This window comes from Blautia sp. HCP3S3_D9, assembly GCF_052063845.1.
Taxonomy (GTDB): Bacteria; Bacillota; Clostridia; order Lachnospirales; family Lachnospiraceae; genus Blautia_A.
This window is the reverse complement of record NZ_JBQHWS010000003.1, coordinates 13,433-32,484: the sequence shown is the minus strand read 5'-3', so window position 1 is coordinate 32,484 and position 19,052 is coordinate 13,433. Positions and strand designations below refer to the sequence as shown.

The window sequence follows — 19,052 nt, the reverse complement described above, 5'->3', positions numbered from 1 at the left end:
TCCTCAATTTTCCGAAACCTTATTCAGGTCACTGTTTGCTCCTGCTGCAACAACTGTGCAGTCTGCCGGAAACACTTCATCCGGCGCCACATTCATATTCATCTTATCGCCATGCTTCAGACCGATCAGATTGATGTTATACTTTTCCCTGACCTTCAGCTCCCGAAGTGTTTTTCCTATCCATTCCCGCGGGATCTTAAATTCTGCCATACTGAAATCAGAAGAAAGCTCAAACATATCGACAAATCCACTGGAGAGAAGATTTCTTGCAACTCTGATACCCATGGAATGTTCAGGATAAATCACCTTATCTGCCCCTATTTTCTCCAGTATCCTGCCATGAAGAGAATTCATTGCCTTCGCCATGACAAAAGGAACTCCAAGTTCTTTCACCTGCATGGTTGCTGTAATACTGGCCTCCATATTCTCGGCTACTGCGATGACCGCAACATCTACATTCTGAACTCCAAGCGATTCCAGAATTCCCGGATCACGCACATCTGCCTTGACAGCATAGGAAACTTTCTCTGCAATATCCTGCACATTATCGTCTTTATCGTCAATGGCAAGTACATCGCAGTTCGCCTCTGCCAGAGTAAGGGCTACCGTCATCCCGAACTGCCCAAGACCGATCACTGCATAAGATTTGTTCTTCATTTTCTTCCTCATTTCTCTTTCTGAACATGTATTCGTTATCCTCTGCGAATATCCGCCTGACTGCCGAACCGTTACTATCCGATCATAATATCTTCTTCTGCCAGATGTGAATCTGCCGGCATTTTCTGTGTACGTACAGTCACTGCAGTTCCCAGAGTCAGCGGACCGATTCTTCCCAGATACATAGTCAGGATCACGATCCATTTGCCTGCTGTATTCAGGCAGGGTGTCAGCCCTCTGCTAAGTCCTACCGTTGCAACCGCAGATGTAATTTCATAAACAACATCTTCTATGGGTGCTTCCGGCATGGCAGCACACAACAGCATACTCATGAAAATAAGTACTGTAAGTACCATACCTGTCACTACGATCGCAGAACGGATGTAGCTGTCTCTGATTCTCCTGTGGTGTACTTCCACATCCCGTTTTCCCTGAAGATTGGATTTCAGACTCAGCAGAAGGACCGCAACTGTTGTTGTCTTAATTCCACCTGCTGTTCCCATAGGGGAACCACCGATCAGCATCAATATCAGGCACAGCATATAAGTTGCATTGGAAAACCGCTCCTGGCTTACAGTGAAAAATCCGGCTGTTCTTGTGGTAACTGACTGGAACAAAGATGCCATCCACTTCGTTCCCGGCGAATATGTCCCGATACTTTCCGGATTTCCATGATCAAACAGAAAGATCAGTACTGTACCGCCCACAACAAGTGTCAGCGTCATCATCAGCACAATCTTACTGTGAAGACGGAGATTTTTAAACATACGTCCCACCGGAAGTTTCCCTCTGATGACTCGTTTGATCTTATCCCAGATATCCCACCAGACCACAAATCCAAGTCCTGACATAATGATCAGTCCTACACTTGTAAAGTTTACGATCGGATCAGCAACATATTGAGCCAGGCTGTCCTCTCCCAGCAGATCAATACCTGCATTACAGAATGCAGATACTGCCGTAAAAACAGAATATCCCAGACCTTTTGCCAGACCGAACTGCGGAATAAATCGAACTGCATAACACACTGCACCGATTCCTTCTGCTCCAAACACACAGATCAGAACTTTCTTCACCAGCCTGACCATCCCACCCATTCTATCCATATTATAGGACTCCTGGATAACACGCCGGTTCCTCAGCGATATTTTCTTTCTCAGACTTATAAAAATAATACTGCCCAGGGAAATCAGTCCCACACCTCCGATCTGGATCAGGACAAGAATAATAATCTTGCCTGCCAGAGTCCAGTGAGTTGCCGTAACAACTGTCACAAGCCCTGTTACACATATACTTGTGGTTGCGGTAAACATGGCATCTGTAAAAGATGTGTGGTATCCGGGTGCCGTACAAAACGGCAGCCACAGAAGTAATCCCCCTAAGATAATCACTCCCGCAAAACCGAGGGTAATTATCTGAGCAGTATTTAATTTATGCAGTCTGTTATATAACTGCATCTTTTTATTCATTTGTTATTTGTTGTTTTTATCATAGTTATGAGAAAGTGACTGGCATACTTCCCACTGATAGTCAGAGATACCTTTCTGCATAGCAAGTGCTTCATTGATATCGAAGTCTACGAATTCACCGTGACGATATCCAACAACACGGCATGTCTTGCCTGCAACAAGAAGATCTACAGCCAGAGCACCCATCATAGATGCATATACACGGTCTTTACATGTCGGGCTTCCACCACGCTGCATGTGTCCAAGGATTGTAGCACGTGTTTCAATACCTGTGGCAGCTTCGATACGTTTTGCCATTGCTTCAGAATGGCCAATACCCTCTGCATTGATGATGATGTGATGCTTTTTGCCTTTCTTACGGCTCTCGATGATGTTGTTGATCAGCTTCTGCTCATCATAATCATATTTCTCTGGGATCAGAACGTCCTCAGCACCGTTAGCAATACCACACCACAGGGCAAGATATCCTGCACCACGGCCCATAACCTCGATGATACTGCATCTCTCATGAGAAGTAGAAGTATCACGTACTTTATCGATTGCTTCCATTGCTGTGTTTACAGCTGTATCAAAACCGATTGTATATTCTGTACATGCAATATCAAGGTCAATTGTTCCCGGAAGACCAATTGTATTAATTCCAAGGTTTGCAAGTTTCTGAGCACCTGCAAAAGATCCGTCACCACCGATAACAACAAGTCCGTCGATACCATGTTTTCTACAGATCTCTGCACCACGCTGCTGTCCTTCCGGTGTACGGAATTCTGCACAACGTGCTGTGTAAAGGACTGTACCACCACGCTCGATCGTATCAGATACATCTTTTGCGCTCATGTCAATGATCTCTTCATTTAACAGACCATTGTATCCTTTCAGAATACCTTTTACCTTCAATCCTGCGCTTAAACCTCTTCTGACAACTGCACGGATTGCAGCGTTCATTCCCGGTGCGTCACCACCGCTGGTAAGGACACCAATGGTTTTTATCTTCTTTTCTGCCATCTTTTCTTCCTCCATCTTATGAATCTATCTCATCTTTTTACTATACACATATTCGGGTATAGTTTAGCGCATTTTTATAAGTTTTTCAATCCTCTTTCTACAACTTTAACATTGGTTTGACCATATTTTTCGTACATGTAATTCATCCATGAGTCCTGTATTTGTGCATGATAACCAACTGGAAGCTTCTTTATGGCCTTTACATCTTTCAGATAGATCACAACAGTACTGTCACCAGGTGATCTTCGAATATCTGAGAGTAATTCCTGGGACAGTTGTGCATAGGCTTCTTTGTTGTCAAACTGGATCCAGATTTCTCTTGGCATGTTGTCAAACGGACAGATTTTCTCGAGGATCAGTTTGCTGGCACGGTCATCTTCTGCAGATACTCTTCCCTGGATAAACACTCTGGCATCTTCATTCAGAAACTGCTGGCTTTTTTCATAATCACGCGGGAATACAACTACTTCTACTGTTCCTACCAGATCTTCTACTGTCAGAAATGCCATGACCTTGTTAGTCTTTGTATATTTGATGGTTTTATCCGTAATCATTCCGCCAATGATCACTTTCTGACCGTCCATGACTTTCGGAAGATTTGTCTCTTCATCCTGCTGGAAATCAGAAGTCTTTGCGGAGATGGTTTTCTCCATCATTGTACGGTAATTCTCAAGAGGATGTCCACTGAGATAAATTCCCAGAACTTCTTTTTCATAACCGAGAAGTTCTTCCTTGCCAAATTCCTCTACGTTCGGCATGCGGATTTCGAATTCTTTCTTGTCTTCCTCACTGACCAGGTCAAAAAGACTCATCTGTCCCACAAGACTGTTCTTCCGCTCCTGGCTGATGTTATCTGCAATCTGCTGGTAGACCATCATCTTCTGACGGCGGTTGCCTTCCAGACAATCCAGCGCACCGGCTTTGATGAAGTTTTCTACTGCACGCTTATTCATCTGCTGTGTATTTCGCTCCATGAAATCCTTCAGTGAACGATACAGTCCGTTCTGTTGACGTTCACTTACCAGACTCTCGATGACCGGACGACCTACACTTTTAATCGCTGAAAGTCCGTATCGGATCGCACCGTTATCTACAGAAAAACCATACATTCCGCAATTGATATCCGGTGGAAGGATCTTGATTCCCATCTGGCGGCATACCAAGAAATACTCTGCTACTTTTGTCGGGAAATCAATAACTGAGGTCATCAGAGCTGCCATAAATTCTACCGGATAATAATATTTCAGATATGCAGTCTGATAGGAAACAACTGCATAAGCTGCTGCATGAGATTTATTAAACGCATACTTCGCGAAATCGATCATTTCATCGTAAATCTTATTGGCTGTTGCTTCATCGATCCCATTAGCAATACATCCCGGAACTCCTTCTGCTTCATTTCCATATACAAAGTTCTGGCGTTCTTTTTCCATGACTGCCGCTTTCTTTTTGGACATGGCACGACGTACAAGATCGCTTCGTCCAAGCGTATAACCGGCCAGGTTACGAACGATCTGCATAACCTGCTCCTGATATACAATACAACCATAAGTCGGCTTAAGGATCGGTTCCAGCTGAGGGCAGTCATATTTAATGGTATCCGGACGGTTTTTGCCACGGATATACTGTGGAATAAAATCCATCGGACCCGGACGGTAAAGGGAAATTCCCGCGATTACATCTTCAAGGCTCTGCGGTTTCAGTTCTTTCATGAAGTTCTTCATTCCTGCGCTTTCAAGCTGGAACACGCCATCGGAACGGCCGGTGCCGAGGGAGTCGAGAACTTTCTTATCATCATAATTTATTTTCTGCATGTCCAGAGTGACACCTGCATCCTTCTGGATCAGCTTTACTGCATTCTGGATCACAGTCAGGGTACGAAGTCCCAGGAAGTCCATTTTCAGAAGTCCCAGTTCTTCCAGTGTTGTCATAGTGAACTGAGTAACAATGGAACCGTCCTGTGCTCTGGAAAGAGGTACATATTCGGATACGTCTTTCTGGCTGATAACCACACCTGCCGCATGCATGGAAGTATGTCTTGGAAGACCTTCCAGGCGTCTCGCCATATCGATCAAATAATGAACATCATCCTGTTCTTCGTATGCTTTCTTCAGCTCCGGATTCATTTTCAGAGCTTTGTCGATGGTGATGTTCAGCTCCTGCGGGATCATCTTTGCAATGGAGTCCACCTGTGCATAAGGCATGTCCAGTACACGGCCAACGTCACGGATTACACCGCGGGCTGCCAGAGTACCAAAAGTAACGATCTGAACGACGCAGTCATCACCGTATTTGCGGCGCACATATTCAATTACTTCCTGTCTTCTCTCGAAGCAAAAGTCAACGTCAATATCAGGCATGGAAACTCGTTCCGGATTCAGGAATCGCTCAAAAAGCAGATCATAACGAATCGGATCAAGCTGTGTGATTCCCAAAGTATAAGCAACGAGACTTCCTGCTGCAGAACCTCGTCCGGGACCTACCATAATCTCATGGTCACGAGCATATTTGATGAAATCCCATACGATAAGGAAGTAATCCACGTAACCCATGTTCTTGATAGTAGATAATTCGTATGTCAGACGGGATTTTAATTCCTCTGTAACCGGATGATAGCGCTCTTCCAGCCCTTCGAAACAAAGTTTATTCAGGTATTCCCAGGATGTAAAACCATCCGGTACATCGAATCGCGGCAGCTTGGTTACACCGAATTCAATCTCTACATGACATCTCTGAGCAATCTTATGAGTGTTCTCCAAAGCTTCCAGAGCATATGGGAAAAGCTGTGCCATTTCTTCAGGGGATTTCACATAATACTGCCCACCTTCATACCGCATTCGATCCTCATCTGCAAGTTTCTTGTTAGTCTGCAGACAGAGAAGGATATCGTGCGGTGCAGCATCCTCTGCCATTGTGTAATGCACGTCGTTGGTTGCTACCAGGTCAATTCCTGTTTCTTCGTGCATACGCAGAAGTTCCTGATTAACTACCTGCTGTGCAGGAATTCCGTGATCCTGTAATTCCAGGAAGAAGTTTCCCTTTCCAAAAATGTCCTGATAACGGAGAGCTGCTGCCTTTGCATCTTCGTACATTCCTCTCTGAAGATATCTGGCAACCTCACCTGCAAGGCAGGCACTTAATGCAATAATACCTTCATGGTATTCTCTCAACAGTGACAGGTCTACTCGAGGTTTATAATAAAATCCCTCTGTGAAACCTTTCGATACAATTTTCATCAGGTTTGCGTATCCCTGATTATTCTCTGCCAGAAGAACCAGATGGTAATATCTGTCTTCTCCGCTTCCTGCTTCACGGTCAAATCGGGAGCCGGGAGCTACATAAACCTCACATCCCAGGATCGGATTGATTCCCTCGGCCCTTGCTGCACGGTAAAAATCGATCACACCGTACATGACTCCGTGGTCTGTGATCGCCGCGCTGTCCATGCCAAGTTCCTTGACACGAGCTACATATTCTTTTATTTTATTGGAACCATCCAGCAGACTGTATTCTGTATGGACGTGAAGATGTGTAAACTCCAACTTTGTATCTCTCCTGTTCTTATGCTTTAACTATTATATTGGTTATATTATCTGCAATTATTTTGCAAAAAATTTTTCGTCCGGCAGATTATTGAATCTGCCAGACTATACTATTTTTCTATGTTTATGCAGTTCTTTTTACTTCGCATAGATTCTCTTATCTTTAATTTCTACTTTGCCTTCCTTCATCAGATGTCCGATGGCACGTTTGAATGCACCTTTGCTCAGGCCAAATTCTCTCTGGATGACTTCCGGTGATGCTTTATCATCGAATGGAAGAACACCGGCAAATTCATTGATAACTTCAAGAACATTCTCTGCATCCTCATTGATCTGCAGATATGCTTTCTGGCGGTCTGTAACGTTCATTTTTCCGTCTTCTTTTACTTCGCTGACACGCAGTTCCAGAATCTTGCCCGGACGGTATTTTCCCTTTGCTTCTCGTGCAGGGATCAGTGCGGAATATTTGTCATCAACAGCTACGAATACACCGAATTTGTCGCTGATTTCATAGACACGCCCCTTTACCATATCTCCTACTACATAAGGAGTTCTGGTGGAAAGGTAGTGATAAACCTTCATAGTTGCGCAAAGGCGGCTGCTCTTGTCGATATAGAGCGCTACCAGTACATCTTCGCCTTCTCTTACTTTCAGAGTCTGCTCATGATATGGAAGCAGGAGGTCTTTTTCCAGTCCCCAGTCAAGGAAAGCACCGATTCTGGTTACCTGAGATACTTTCAGAACTGCTGTCTGGCCTACCTGAAGTTTTGGCTCTTTTGTTGTTGCAATGAGACGGTCCTGAGAATCTTTGTAAATAAATGCTTCGATGCTGTCGCCCTCTTTTGTTCCTTCCGGAACCTGTTTGGACGGAAGAAGTACACGGTTCTTTGCATCCGCATGCATATCCTCACCAAGATATACACCAAAATCTACGGACTTTACTACTGTTAATTTCTGTTTTTTTCCTAACTCTATCATATAATCTCCATTTCTGTTGTGTTATTAAAGAGAATCTAAAACTGTGCCATACTGTTTCAGAACATTTTCCTTCATCTTTTGAAAGCAGGGAATATACTCTTTCAAAATTATCTTTACCAAATCTTCAGCTGCTTTTTTATCATATATATGTGTCATATCATTGCGGGATTTCAGCATAGAAAGCCATGTGTCCTCATCAATAAAATCATATACAAAATACGCTGCTTTTAAAATCTCTCTTGGGGAACCTGTATTCGCTACGCTGTTTCCTTCATATTTGAGAAGTTCCTTTAGAACTTTCCATCCCAACTCAAATTGAATGGAAAATTTATCAATAATTCCACTTACAATAAACTCATTATTGATATCTTCATCTTTCGCTCTTTCTAAAACATTCAGATGTGAAACAAAGTTATCAAACTTTTTCATAAAGAACGATCCCCTCTTTCTTAATCGACAGCAGCAATTTTTCATCTATCTGCTTACCCAGATCCACAATATCAAAATCCAATAATGTAGAAGTAGTATCTTTGACATCTAAGGTAAAACCTGTAATATTCCCATCTTTAACCGCCAGATCAATATCACTGGCACGATAAAAATCACCTCTTGCTCTTGATCCAAACAAAATCACCTTTTTTACCTGATATTTATCTGCAAGATTTCTGATCTCATCAATTACGATTGGCTTTATTCCTGTTTTTTCCAACTTTTCCATTTATTATCTTACCTTTCTGTCAGGTAGTTTTTTCTACTCTATCATGTATTATTTTGAAATACTATAATACTGAAGCTTTTCATTTCAGTATAACACAAATAATAAAGGCGGCACAATGCCGCCTTTGTATTTTTATTATCTTATTTTACTTCATACTTTCTATCCATTTGCACGCCAGCTCCATCCATGACTGACATTCTTTTTGTATACATCCTCCATCTACATGGCTTGTCTCTTCGCTTGCCAGACTAAGACCATGTCCACCTACCGGATAAAGGTGCATTTCCACCGAAACTTTAAATTTCCGCAGTGCATTGAAAAACAATAAAGAATTTTCTACAGGAACGCAGTCATCTGTTACTGTATGCCATAAGAATGTCTGTGGCGTATCTGCAGATACCTGAAGTTCCAGAGACTGTTCTTTTCTCTTATCCGCATCATTATAATCATCTCCTAACAGGCATTCAAAAGATCCTGTATGTGCAAATTCCCCGGAAGTAATAACCGGATAGCTTAAGATCATACCGTTTGGTTTTACCATCTCAGAAGTTACCCCAAGTGTCTCTGCAATAAAGCTTTTCTTCCAGAAAACACCAAGACTTGCAGCAAGATGTCCTCCTGCTGAAAATCCCTGCAAAATAATCTTGTCTGTATTAATATGAAATTCTTCTGCATGTTTTCTCAAAAATGCTACTGTTTTTGCCAGCTGCAAAAGTGCCAGCGGATATCTGGCAGGCTCTACGCTATAACGCAGGATCACTGCATGATATCCCTTTGCCAGATATTGCATGGCAATTGGTTCTGCTTCTCTGTCGGAAGTCATGGAATAGCCACCACCCGGGCAGATCACAACTACCGGACGCTTTCTGTTAATATGCATTTCAATGGAATTATCCAGAAAATATGTATACAGGTCTGCTGTTTGTTTATATCCGGTTATAGATATTTCTATTTTTTTATATATCATAAGTTCCTCCATATTTATGAAAAGGGAAGAACTTACTTCAGGTTCTTCCCTTTTCATATCTCTTATTTATATTTCATTGTTAAGTAGATAAAATCATCCGCTTCAATACCTGCTTGATCCGATTAATTCTTATTTATTTCCCTGACCATAATATGCATTTGCACCATGCTTTCTGTAGTAGTGCTTATCCTGCAGATCCTGTGGAGCAGGTTTTACCTGTGGGTTGATCATCTCGCAACGTGCTGCCATTTTTGCAACTTCTTCAAGAACTACTGCGTTATGTACTGCTTCGTGCGCATCTTTGCCCCATGCAAATGGTCCGTGGTTTTTGCAAAGCACTGCAGGTACTGCTTCATAATCTTTATCTTTGAACACATCTACGATCAGGAGTCCTGTGTTCTTCTCATATTCATCAAATTCTTTGCCTTCCAGACAACGTGCACATGGAATTTCTCCATACATGTAGTCTGCATGTGTGGTTCCATAGCATGGAATTCCTCTTCCTGCCTGTGCCCAGCTTGTTGCCCATGAGGAATGTGTATGTACCACTCCACCGATATTCGGGAATGCTTTGTACAATTCCAGATGAGTTGCTGTATCAGAGGATGGGTTATATCTTCCTTCTACTTTATTTCCCTCCAGATCCATAACGACCATGTCATCCGGTGTAAGTAAATCATAGTCTACTCCACTTGGTTTGATAACAAAAAGTCCTTTTTCTCTGTCGATTCCGCTGACATTACCCCATGTAAATGTAACAAGTCCGTATTTCGGAAGATCCATATTTGCTTTGTAAACTTCCTCTTTTAATTTTTCCAGCATAGTTTCCTTCTCCTTTTGCTTTTTCAATTATATTTTCTGCAACGATTTTCATATTCTTCCAGTTCTGTATTCCTGCACAATATCTCAACCGGAAAATATCCTGCTGTTACTTGCATTATATCACTTGTACGGTACATGTACCAACTTGTATCTTGCTATAAACATAACGAAATAAATGTTACTGTACACTCCGTGCACAGTAACAAATAAATACCGGGGTATCATTCCTACAAATTTCCTTATTTCTCCGCAAGCTCCACAATTGCATACGGCTTCCCCTTCTCATCATCCAGAGATACAACGACTTTCCCTGATTCCACTTTCGCCTTCGGCCAGATCATATCACCCAGCTTTGCCTGCATCTTATACTCTGCACGCATCTGATATACTTTGAAATCTTCCGGCAGGAAATCTTCTGCCATACAGATATACTGACAGTTGTTTACATGATGATTGGTATCAAGGTGATGCTTCTGCACTGTGAATGATTCCTGTGAAATCATATCATCCGGCAGTTTGATTTTTCTCGGTGCATAATCCATTTCCAGCTTTTCACTGAGTATGTAATTGTCTGTATCTGCAGGTGTCAGTCTCGCCGGAATTCCTGTACTGATGGCCAGATGTGTCCAGTTGGAGTTCGCCCAGGCAAGCTTCTTCCCATCCATTGTTTCTATGGTGAAATTACGCATACCCATGAATCCTTTGAAATCATAAGGTGCTGTCGTGATCCTGATTTCTGTTCCCATAGCAGGATATTCATCCACAATTACCTGCCAGGAAGAAAGAACCCACGCTCTGTCTCTTGCCTTCAGCACGTCTCCTCCAAGCCCGACCGACTCCGCATGAAATGTACAGCAATCCTGAAAATAATTCAAAACACCCGGTAATGTCAGTTTACCGTTCTCACCTGTCTCACTGTATCTGACTCTGCTGTTAAAACTGTAATTCATTTTTTATGTCCTCTTTTCTTATGAATCATTATGGTGTATTTATCTCTTGCATATCATCGTTATTACATGTAAAATTATACTATCAAAACACAGGAAACCTTCAGGTATCTTGGTTCTCTTGGATTAATCTCAATTTTTTCTCTGATATGCCGGATATGCACTGCCACTGTATTATCTGCTGCAACTGCTTCCTCATTCCAGATATTTTCATAGATCTGATTAATGGAAAACACCCTTCCCTGATTCTTCATCAGCAGAAGAAGGATATTGTACTCAATCGGTGTCAGCTTCACCACATCACCGTCTACCCTGACTTCCTTCAGGTCATCGTTTATGCTCAGACCTCCTGTCTCGTAGATATGATCATTCTCCACAGGCACTGCTGCTCCCAGTCTTGTGTATCTTCGAAGCTGTGATTTCACTCTTGCAACCAGTTCCAGTGGATTAAAGGGCTTTGTCACATAATCATCAGCTCCCACATTTAATCCCAGGATCTTATCCGCATCTTCTGATTTTGCAGAAAGAATAATGATCGGAAGAGGATTCTCTTCTCTTATTTTTAAAGTAGCCCGGATGCCATCCAGCTTCGGCATCATAATATCTATGATCAGCAGATCCACCGGCTGACTGCGCAATGTATTGATTGCTTCCAGACCGTCATACGCTTTGAAAATCGTATATCCTTCCTGTTCCAGATAAATACTGATTGCCTCCACGATGTCTTTATCATCATCGCAGACCAGAATATTTGTCACTTTTTGCACCTCCCTCTTTGCCAGAATACCTGTTATATTTTCCATAACTTTATAAATCCGCTACTTCATTTCAGGTTCTTTTGGCTGTTTATTTGTTTTACTGATATTAGAATAATCTTTGCATCTTAATATGAAAGGGACAAATTCTTAAGATTTTCTTATGATTATTCTGTTACCTTTACCAAACTGCGTTCTGGATCCAGTTCTACCCTGTCTCCTTCATCAATCTCATGCGCGTACAGCCAGTCATCCTCCACTTTTATGGATTCTTCCTCACCGTTATCTCCTTGCAGAATTACACGAACCATATCTTTCATTCCTTCAGGTCTGCCTTCGCAGCCAAAATCCAGTTCTTCGATTCGTTCTACTGTATACATTCTCATTACCGCCTTACTCTATATCATTTACTCAGGTAAATGTCCTGTCATCAGAAACTTTCTATTTATACCAAAAATATCATCCTGCTTACCATGTTTCTCACTTAAACCAGTTACTTGTCCAATCCTGTTATTTTTCTGTATTGAACACATATTTATCCAGTCTGTCGAATGCTTCCTGTACTCTGCTGAACGGTAATGCCAGATTCATTCTGATCGCACACGGATGCAGGAACATTCTTCCATCCTGCCATGCAACACCAACATCCCATCCGGCTTTCTGCACTTCATCAATGCTCTTTCCATGTTCTTCACACCATTTCGTTTTGCCTGTCAGTCAATGATGGACTGGAAATATTCTTCTCTTGGTGCGAAATATCCATATGCCGGATGCTTCGCACGCTCGATGATTGCTTCCGGAATGGTCGGTACTGTAGGAAAATTCATATCTGCTACCCACATTGGAATAATGTCAAATCCCTCTTTCGGTTTTGCCGGACTCATTTCTCCGGTACCTAACCCATCTACTGCAATCGCATCCATATTGTGTCTGTCTATGATTGATGTAAAATCGTATTTCATGTTCTTTGTAAATCCTCCCAAATAATTTAAAAGTCCGGATCATTCGACCCGGACTTTATTATATCATTCTGCATATGTAACTTCTATCTGAAAATTTCACATAGTCTCTCAAACGAATTTCTCTACATTCACTGCTTGTTTATAACTGAATCGCTGCTTTACAGTTTATCAGAAAATATTTAATCTCTCTGATATAAGTAAATCCCCAACCCAAAGTCAGTTATGCCACAATCAACGACATCAGATAGAATGGAGTTTTATCTTTTGTATCTGTGTCCTCAACGATAATCTCTACTTTATGTTTCTTATGGATCCCATGATGCAGGATTGGCTGCAGATACAGGCAGTCACCCCAGTCTTCATCGAAATTACTGTCTAACAGGATTGGATTTTTATCATCCTCATCAAAGATCAATGTCGCTTTTACTGCTGGACGTCTGATTGTTTTTCGATACTGAACAGCAATGCATCTCAATTTCGCTTTCGTGATTATGCTGTATTTTTTCTCTCTGTTTTTGTTAAAAATTCACGCAAAAAGACACCTCTTTCGAAGTGCCTTTTCCATAAATCATTTTTTTCTGTTGATCAGGTAATACAATCCTCCCATTCCTGTAACTATCATACAGAGCGGCAGAACTCCCCTTGCCAGCGGCGAAATAAACATGATCTGTCCCATAACAACCGGTCCCAGGGACTCGCCTATATTTTCCGTAAAATTATAAATACCGATAGACTTGTCTTCCCCGTATTCTTTTACAGACTCCAGATCCAGGAAGTACATCTGCTGGACAGGTTTTCCAAAGCATGCACTGATTCCCATAAGGATCAGCGCCAGGATCATTCCCGGTAATTTCGGATAAACCAAAAAGACAAGCAGTGCCAGAACATTTAATCCACATGCCAGATACATGGAAGAATTTTTCATTCTCTCAATCGTCCACTGTGTCATTTTATTTCCAAGGATTACCGGAATCTCCGCATACAGAAGAAGCAACAATGTAGACGTTAATTCCGAAAATCCCGCATTGTCGCAAAACAGCGGTACATAATAAAATATAAAACTTCCAAAGATAATATACGGATTCTGGATCAGGACAAAGAAGCTGCTAACTGCCTTATCTGCCAGAAATTTTCCTGCACCGATTTTATCGGAAGTTTCATTTTCTTCCTCTTCTTCAGCAGAGTCCCTATCCAACATCGCACCAATTGCTATGATCACAACCACAAGAAGAACCCATGTTGTTGAAACAAAGATAAAAACATTTCTCTGTCCAAACTGTACAGCCAGAAGACTTCCAAGCATAATGCCAAAATTCAGACCTGCAAGGTACGCGCTGTTATAAACAGCCAGTCCCTCCATCCTGCTCTGAGGATCAACAATCCTGCTGATCAGGATATAAACTGCATTCGTCATAAATCCTACGCCAATTCCATCTAAGATCAGACCCACAACGATCAGAATATAGGACGGCGCTGTAAAAAGCATCAGATTTCCTGCAAAAGAACATAAACCGCTCAAAATGGCAAGCTTTCTGATTCCCAGTTTTACTGTAAGCTTCTGGCATATCAGTGATGTCACTCCTATCACAAAGATATTAATGGTAACAGGCAGAGACGCCGCCAGTTCTGTATTGTGAAAATGAGCATTCTGAACATAACGCATCAGATATACCGGAAGAAAAGATGCTGTCATGTTATAAGCTGCAAATACGCCAAATATGATCAGCCTGATCCAGTGACATGGGAAAATACCACTCTCCTGTTTCTCTCTTTCCTGAAATTTTCTCTTATCTTCCAGAAAAGCCAGTACCTCCTCAAAGAAGATACAGAACAGTAAAACAAGTACTGCCAGTACTGCCACAATACTTTTAATAATGTCCGTTAATATCTGGTCCAGTACGATCAGCTCTGTTCCAACTGCAACCACACCGGTAACTTCGCCGGACGCATTTTTTACGGGAACTTTTATGTAAGTATAAGTTCCGGCAATATCATCTTTTCCCTTATTCCATACTGCCTTTCCTGTTTCATATACCTGCTGCACTTCCTCGGTTTCCACTTCATCCAGAGGAAAATAATTTCCAATAGACTGGTCAAGATATACAACCGCATACGCTTCTTTCTGCTCATCCAGCACCAGAATATTGCAATAAATATTCTGATAGAATTCGATATCTGTCGGAAAGCTTTCCGTCATAATGCGACTGACATTCTGAAAAGCTTTTCCGTCGTAATCCGCTGCTGTTTTTATTGAACTTATATCTTCATTCTTCAACTGTTCTGCTTCCATATAAGCAGCAATTTCAATCTGTTCTTCTACTTTTCCCTTATAACTGCTCCGAAATTCCCGAAGCAGCATTCCGGATACAGTTGCGGCTACCAGGATCAGCATGGCTCCGATCAGAAGTCCCAGTCGTTTCGTACCCGACAGAGCATAAGCATATTTTCTGATCAGCATGAGCAGAAAATAGATACATCCCATTGCCCCTGTGCAGAGCAATCCTGCAGAAATGATCCACAAAACCTCAGGTATTATTTCCGTGTGAATCTCTGTCAGAACATCTAACTTCGTTCCATCCATCTGCCAGATTTCCCCGGATTCTGCACCTGTCAGGAAGATCATATCTGCATTTTCTTTTCCCGGAAAAACAGTAAGTGTATCTGTGTCCTCTACTATCGTAACTGCAGTGTTATCCGATCGTACCAGCATCACCATGCGGTTACGGATATCTGTATAAAACAGTTCTCCAGCCGATGAAATTCCTAATCTGTAAGGAATTCCATCTGAATATTCGCACTGATTTACATCAAATATTTCACGCACCTCTGTCTGCTGCGCAACATTTTCTGCTTTATATATTTTTCCATCTTTATCCAGTACAAAGAGACTGTCCTCAAAGAAAACACAATCACTGATCCGGGTTTCAGCATCACTGTAATTGAGCTCTGTTTTCTGATCCCGTTCTACTTCTATCTGATCTTTATTTAGAATCACATACTGCAATTTCCCATGCTGCAAAGACAATCCATAAATCCTGTGTTTATAAACCCACTCTGAACTGTAATCCCACTGTCTGACCACTTTCTGATTTCTTCCATGCGAGTCATAACTCAGAATGATTTCCTCCGACAAATGCATTCCATCCCAGCAGCTTGCCTGAAGATAAAGATTTCCTGATTCATCTGCGCAGAAATCATCAATATATAAAGTCTGCTTCTGGTCATCCTGAGGATTCTCCATACTGTACAGCAGTTTATTCTGCTGATCCATGCATAACAATCGCTCATGTCCCTGATCCAGAAGATATCGTCTGCCATCCTCTCCCTCTTTGAATGAATATGCCTGACTGATCGTCACTTTTCCCGGATACGCGAATCCGGTAAAGTATAAATAAAGAAATCCCAGCAGGATCATTACAGGAAAAATGGCGAGTAATTTCACATTCCATTTTCTTTTTTTCATAAATAATCCTTATACTCCTGCTCTGCGTGATAAACGGTATTTCTGCCGTCAGCACTCAGTTTCTCAGGATACAAAATACAGCTTAAATTTAAAATTCCTTTATGTGCTCTTGCGCATTTTCGATAAGAATCTGTCTCATCCACACTGTCAATTTCCAGAATGTCCTTAATCCCCAGCAGATAAAAAGGCAATGCCGGCATAGAAATATAATCCTTTACAGATTCCTTTCTATTCGGCATAGCAGTTATCATGCGAAGTATTTTATTTCGTTCTATATGAGGAACCCTCTCCTCAAAAAAACGCTCACATAGTTCTGTATCTCTCTCATGTACAACCAGACACCTGACATTCGGGTAGCTTTTTTCCAGAGAATAGATCAGATCCAGATAAAGCTCACTGATCCTCCAGGATACTTTTCTGAAATCTTTTAAAATCTGCTCCTTTTTATCCTCCGGCATTTCAGAGATCACTGCTGAAAGGTACTTTACATAAGACATATCCGGAAGTGGGATCACCGCCACTGCATGCAATGCTTCTGCTGCCTCAAAAACATAAAGAATACTCTCATATTCCTGATGTGTAAGTCCTTTCTTTTTATCATGAAAAATAACTCTTTCGATGCTTTGTGCATGATCTTTAATGAAAGACTCCATATCTGTTTCCAGAAATCCTGTACTCTCACCGTATCTTTTTCCTGTACAATAATCAAAAATGCAGGTATCTCCATCCTGCAGCATAACCTCTACCTCTACTTCGTGAGCACCAAACAGGCAGGGGCCTCCCTCTACAGCTACCGGACGGTTCTGTTCCAGTGCTTCCTGCAGTTTACTCAAATTAGCTGTAAAATACGGTGTCTGTTCTCTGTCCGGAAATTTTACTTCCGACAACTCTGGTACCTTTCGAGCAATTCTCTGGAAAACTGATACATCTACCGTATTTTTAAACCGGATTTCTTTTTCTCCGGGATTATCTCCGGTGATCTCATAAAAATCACCGGAAACAATTGGATAATCAAACAGTTCTTTCTGCTCTGCACAATAAGAAGTTTCTTCGATCAGGGTATGTTTATTCTCTAATATGTTTCTTAAACTTGTTATCATTTGAATTCCTTAAACTCCATACACAACATTGTAATATCGTCAAACTGCTCTGCCCCATCTGCGAATTTATCTACATCCGCACGTATATTCTTAAGCATCTGATCCAGTTCCGTAGTCTTATTTTCCTGCAGTATCTGCACAAGACGATCCATTCCATACTGTTCTTTCAGAGGATTAACCGCCTCCGGAATACCATCTGTATACAGGAGCAGTCTGTCACCTTTTTTCAGATTCATTGTTCCTGATTGATACTGTATTCCCTCAAGTCCTGCCAGTACAAAACCAGCCCGGGTCTGATATACTTCCCATGAATCTTTATCCTTATGATAAACAATCGGCTTTTCATGTCCTGCATTTACAAACTCCATCTCACCGGTCCGAAGATCGATCACTCCCTCAAAAGCAGTGATAAACAATTCTTCTTTATTGGATTCACACAATAGATCATTTACCTTTGTAAATACTTCTCCCAAGGAACCACCAAAGTTTGAATAATCCTTGATCAGTGTCTTTCCAATTACCATAAACAAAGCTGCCGGCACTCCCTTACCTGATACATCTGCCATAACAACTGCCAGGTGATTTTCGTCGATCATAAAGAAATCATAAAAATCACCGCCAACTTCTTTTGCAGGGGACATACTTGCGTAAATATCAAACTCCGAAACATTTGGAAACGGAGGGAAAATACATGGCAGCATACTTGCCTGTATTTCGGTAGCAATACTTAATTCTGATTCGATCCGTTCCTTTTCCTTTGTTTCACGAAGCAGAGTGTTCATATAACTTTTCAGGTCATTAGATAAAGTGATCAGCGAGTCTGACAAGGTCTGTATCTCATCTCCTGAATGAATTTCAGGATCCGTAAATTCCAGTTCTGACGGCAACAAACTTTCATGGCTTTTTTTTACAAAATCATTTGCTGCATCATCCAGTTTCTGGATCGGCACAACAACTCTGCGGCGTATCCAGCGATATAACGCAATGAAGAAAATCACCGCAATAATAATTCCCGCTGCTGCAATGCTCTGAATGTATCTTGTGAGTACATCAACCATTTCTTTTATGGAAACATCCACTGCCAGAACAGCTATCGCTTCGCCTTTGCTGTTTCTGACTGCTTCCAGTCCACTGTACATATATCCAAAAGTAGTTTTATTTGCATAATAAGTAATGCCTTCGCTGGACATAGCTGAAATATAATATTCAGCTACTTTCTCGCTATATTCCGACCCTGAAAGTTTTCCTAAATAGGCATTGTCTGTATCATTCATTTCTTCTTTACTGATACCGGATATTACATACATCATATTATCCGGTTCTTCCACCTTCAGAGGCTTAACCATGTAGATATACTCAATATCGTAACTGTCTCTGATCTGATTTAATAATTTTTGTCTGTTTTTATATTTTTCAGATTCTGTCAGCGTGTTTATACACTGTTCCAGATCATCTCCATCCAGATCTCCGGCTGCCATAGTAAGTATACCTGATATGTATTTTTTATAGTGATTTATGGTACTTTTATAATAAATAGCAATACCAATACATCCCATACCAATGCAAATACATAATGAAAAAATGATACTGATGATCATCAGATTCGTTCCCAGATGTTTCTTCTTTTTTTCATTCATATTTAATTGTTTCCTTTACTTAAATTTTTTCTG

Annotated in this window: 17 protein-coding genes and 1 pseudogene; all 18 read right to left on the bottom strand. The window is 41.4% G+C overall.

The features are described from left to right. Positions 1–3 precede the first annotated feature (3 nt). The gene (locus ACTNES_RS01500; RefSeq protein WP_022380134.1) at positions 4–657 is read right to left on the bottom strand and encodes a potassium channel family protein; all 654 of its coding nucleotides are present in this window, start codon (positions 655–657) and stop codon (positions 4–6) included. A 74-nt stretch (positions 658–731) separates the two neighbouring features. After that, on the bottom strand, positions 732–2,126 hold the full coding sequence (locus ACTNES_RS01495) for a TrkH family potassium uptake protein (RefSeq protein WP_441038365.1): 1,395 nt from the start codon (positions 2,124–2,126) through the stop codon (positions 732–734). A gap of 3 nt (positions 2,127–2,129) precedes the next feature. Next, complete coding sequence (gene pfkA / locus ACTNES_RS01490; RefSeq protein WP_441038364.1) at positions 2,130–3,128, bottom strand: 6-phosphofructokinase; 999 nt, start codon at positions 3,126–3,128, stop codon at positions 2,130–2,132. Between the two features lie 74 nt (positions 3,129–3,202). Further along, on the bottom strand, positions 3,203–6,670 hold the full coding sequence (locus ACTNES_RS01485) for a DNA polymerase III subunit alpha (RefSeq protein WP_291807799.1): 3,468 nt from the start codon (positions 6,668–6,670) through the stop codon (positions 3,203–3,205). Positions 6,671–6,808: 138 nt separating this feature from the next. Further along, a complete protein-coding gene (locus tag ACTNES_RS01480) occupies positions 6,809–7,648 on the bottom strand; it encodes a CvfB family protein (RefSeq protein WP_216460827.1) in 840 nt (279 codons plus the stop codon). Positions 7,649–7,672: 24 nt separating this feature from the next. Then, the gene (locus tag ACTNES_RS01475; protein ID WP_216460828.1) at positions 7,673–8,077 is read right to left on the bottom strand and encodes an HI0074 family nucleotidyltransferase substrate-binding subunit; all 405 of its coding nucleotides are present in this window, start codon (positions 8,075–8,077) and stop codon (positions 7,673–7,675) included. Continuing rightward, the gene (locus tag ACTNES_RS01470) at positions 8,064–8,366 is read right to left on the bottom strand and encodes a nucleotidyltransferase family protein (RefSeq protein WP_216460829.1); all 303 of its coding nucleotides are present in this window, start codon (positions 8,364–8,366) and stop codon (positions 8,064–8,066) included. The genes ACTNES_RS01475 and ACTNES_RS01470 overlap by 14 nt, the downstream gene beginning before the upstream one ends. 145 nt (positions 8,367–8,511) lie before the next feature. Then, positions 8,512–9,333 (bottom strand): alpha/beta hydrolase, encoded by an 822-nt coding sequence (locus ACTNES_RS01465; RefSeq protein ID WP_291807798.1) that lies wholly within the window; start codon positions 9,331–9,333, stop codon positions 8,512–8,514. A gap of 129 nt (positions 9,334–9,462) precedes the next feature. Then, positions 9,463–10,155, bottom strand: coding sequence for an L-ribulose-5-phosphate 4-epimerase (locus tag ACTNES_RS01460; RefSeq protein WP_291807797.1), 693 nt, complete (start codon positions 10,153–10,155; stop codon positions 9,463–9,465). A gap of 239 nt (positions 10,156–10,394) precedes the next feature. Next, positions 10,395–11,105: an acyl-[acyl-carrier-protein] thioesterase gene (locus ACTNES_RS01455; RefSeq protein ID WP_291807796.1), complete on the bottom strand. Its 711-nt coding sequence runs from the start codon at positions 11,103–11,105 to the stop codon at positions 10,395–10,397. 74 nt (positions 11,106–11,179) lie between these two features. Next, positions 11,180–11,860 (bottom strand): response regulator transcription factor, encoded by a 681-nt coding sequence (locus ACTNES_RS01450; RefSeq protein WP_291814624.1) that lies wholly within the window; start codon positions 11,858–11,860, stop codon positions 11,180–11,182. 164 nt (positions 11,861–12,024) lie between these two features. Beyond that, positions 12,025–12,237, bottom strand: coding sequence for a hypothetical protein (locus tag ACTNES_RS01445; RefSeq protein ID WP_291808672.1), 213 nt, complete (start codon positions 12,235–12,237; stop codon positions 12,025–12,027). Between the two features lie 130 nt (positions 12,238–12,367). Continuing rightward, positions 12,368–12,523: a hypothetical protein gene (locus ACTNES_RS01440; protein WP_300334522.1), complete on the bottom strand. Its 156-nt coding sequence runs from the start codon at positions 12,521–12,523 to the stop codon at positions 12,368–12,370. A gap of 50 nt (positions 12,524–12,573) precedes the next feature. After that, positions 12,574–12,819, bottom strand: a pseudogene (locus ACTNES_RS01435) (aspartate aminotransferase); the annotation flags it as partial. A gap of 220 nt (positions 12,820–13,039) precedes the next feature. After that, positions 13,040–13,294: a hypothetical protein gene (locus ACTNES_RS01430; protein ID WP_441038363.1), complete on the bottom strand. Its 255-nt coding sequence runs from the start codon at positions 13,292–13,294 to the stop codon at positions 13,040–13,042. A gap of 93 nt (positions 13,295–13,387) precedes the next feature. Next, complete coding sequence (locus tag ACTNES_RS01425) at positions 13,388–16,282, bottom strand: MFS transporter (RefSeq protein ID WP_441038362.1); 2,895 nt, start codon at positions 16,280–16,282, stop codon at positions 13,388–13,390. Further along, positions 16,279–17,382, bottom strand: coding sequence for a hypothetical protein (locus ACTNES_RS01420; RefSeq protein ID WP_291808669.1), 1,104 nt, complete (start codon positions 17,380–17,382; stop codon positions 16,279–16,281). Before ACTNES_RS01420 ends, ACTNES_RS01425 begins: the two co-directional genes overlap by 4 nt. Next, on the bottom strand, positions 17,379–19,019 hold the full coding sequence (locus ACTNES_RS01415; protein WP_291808667.1) for a PP2C family protein-serine/threonine phosphatase: 1,641 nt from the start codon (positions 19,017–19,019) through the stop codon (positions 17,379–17,381). Before ACTNES_RS01415 ends, ACTNES_RS01420 begins: the two co-directional genes overlap by 4 nt. Between the last annotated feature and the right edge of the window lie 33 nt (positions 19,020–19,052).